Genomic DNA, 1,685 nt, shown 5'->3' with positions numbered 1-1,685 from the left:
CCTCGGGCCGGTCCTGCGCATGCCGGAGCCGCTGCCCGAGCCCGAGGACACCGCCAGCACCCGCAGCGTCGCCCAGGAGGAGGAGCGCGCCGTCTCGTCGCTCTCCGCGACCGCCGCGACCATCCGTCACCGCGGCGAGCGGGCCGGCGGCTCGGCGAAGGACGTCCTCGACGCCCAGGCTCTGATGGCCGAGGACCCGTCCCTCGCGGACGACGTCAAGGCGCGGATCGCCGGGGGCAAGACCGCGGAGCGCGCCGTGCACGAGGCCTTCGCCGGCTTCCGCGACCTGCTCGTGGCGATGGGCGGCTACATGGCCGAGCGCGCGACCGACCTCGACGACGTCTCGCAGCGCGTCGTGGCGCACCTGCGCGGCGTCGCCGCTCCCGGCGTCCCCGAGTCGGACGAGCCGTTCGTGCTCGTCGCCCGCGACCTCGCGCCGGCCGACACAGCGCTGCTCGACCTCGAGAAGGTCCTCGGCCTGATCACCAGCGACGGGGGACCGACCTCGCACACGGCGATCCTCGCCCGGGAGAAGTCGATCACCGCCATCGTCGGCACCACCGGCGCCCTCGACCTGCGGGACGGCCAGCTCGTCATCCTCGACGCGACCTCCGGCGTCGTGACGGTGAACCCCTCCGACGCCGAGATCGGCGCCGCGAAGTCCTCGATCGCCGAGCGCGCCGAGATGCTCGCCGCGCCGGTCGTCCCCGGCGCGCTGGCCGACGGCCACGCCGTGCCGCTGCTCGCGAACCTCGGGTCGGCCGACGGCGCTGCGAACGCGGTCGAGCTCGGCGCCGAGGGAGTGGGACTGTTCCGCACCGAGTTCCTCTTCCTCGACGCGAAGGAGGCGCCCTCGGTCGCCGAGCAGGCGGAGCAGTACACGCGCCTGCTCGCCGCGTTCCCCGGCCGCAAGGTCGTCGTCCGCGCGCTCGACGCCGGCGCCGACAAGCCGCTGAGCTTCCTCAACGACGACCACGAGGAGAACCCTGCCCTCGGACTCCGCGGACTGCGCGCACTCCGCGCCAGCGAGCAGATCCTCCGCGACCAGCTCACCGCGCTCGCTCAGGCCGACGCCGCCACCGACGCCGACCTCTGGGTCATGGCGCCGATGGTCGCGACCGTGGACGAGACCCGCTACTTCACCTCGATGGCGCGGGAGCTCGGCATCCGCACCGCCGGCGTGATGGTGGAGGTCCCCTCCTCCGCCCTGCTCGCCGACCGGATCCTCGGAGTCGCGGACTTCGCCTCGATCGGCACCAACGACCTGACCCAGTACACGCTCGCCGCCGACCGCATGCTCGGCACGGTCTCGGCGTTCCAGGACCCGTGGCATCCGGCCGTGCTCCGCCTCGTCGGCGAGGTCGGCCGCGCGGGAGCGGCGCTGGGCAAGCCCGTCGGGATCTGCGGAGAAGCCGCCGCCGACCCGCTGCTCGCCGTGGTCCTCGTCGGCCTCGGCGCCACGACCCTCTCGATGTCGCCGTCGGCTCTCGCCGACGTGCGCGCCGAGCTGGCCGAGCACACCTTCGACGACGCCAAGCGGTACGCGGAGCTCGCTCTCGCCGCCGACAGCGCCGCCGACGCCCGCTCCTCGGGCCGGTCCTGCGCATGCCGGAGCCGCTGCCCGAGCCCGAGGACACCGCCAGCACCCGCAGCGTCGCCCAGGAGGAGGAGCGCGCCGTCTCGTC

At 74.6% G+C, this 1,685-nt stretch carries 1 protein-coding gene; it reads left to right on the top strand.

All coding sequences use genetic code 11. From position 1 onward, the window contains the following. Positions 1–1,685 (top strand): phosphoenolpyruvate--protein phosphotransferase (gene ptsP, locus C5D44_RS17450; RefSeq protein WP_258068046.1); only part of this gene is annotated, 1,685 nt, incomplete at both ends.

The sequence above is a fragment of the Rathayibacter sp. AY1B5 genome (assembly GCF_002932795.1).
Classification (GTDB): Bacteria; Actinomycetota; Actinomycetes; order Actinomycetales; family Microbacteriaceae; genus Rathayibacter.
This window is presented reverse-complemented; position numbering and strand designations above follow the sequence as displayed.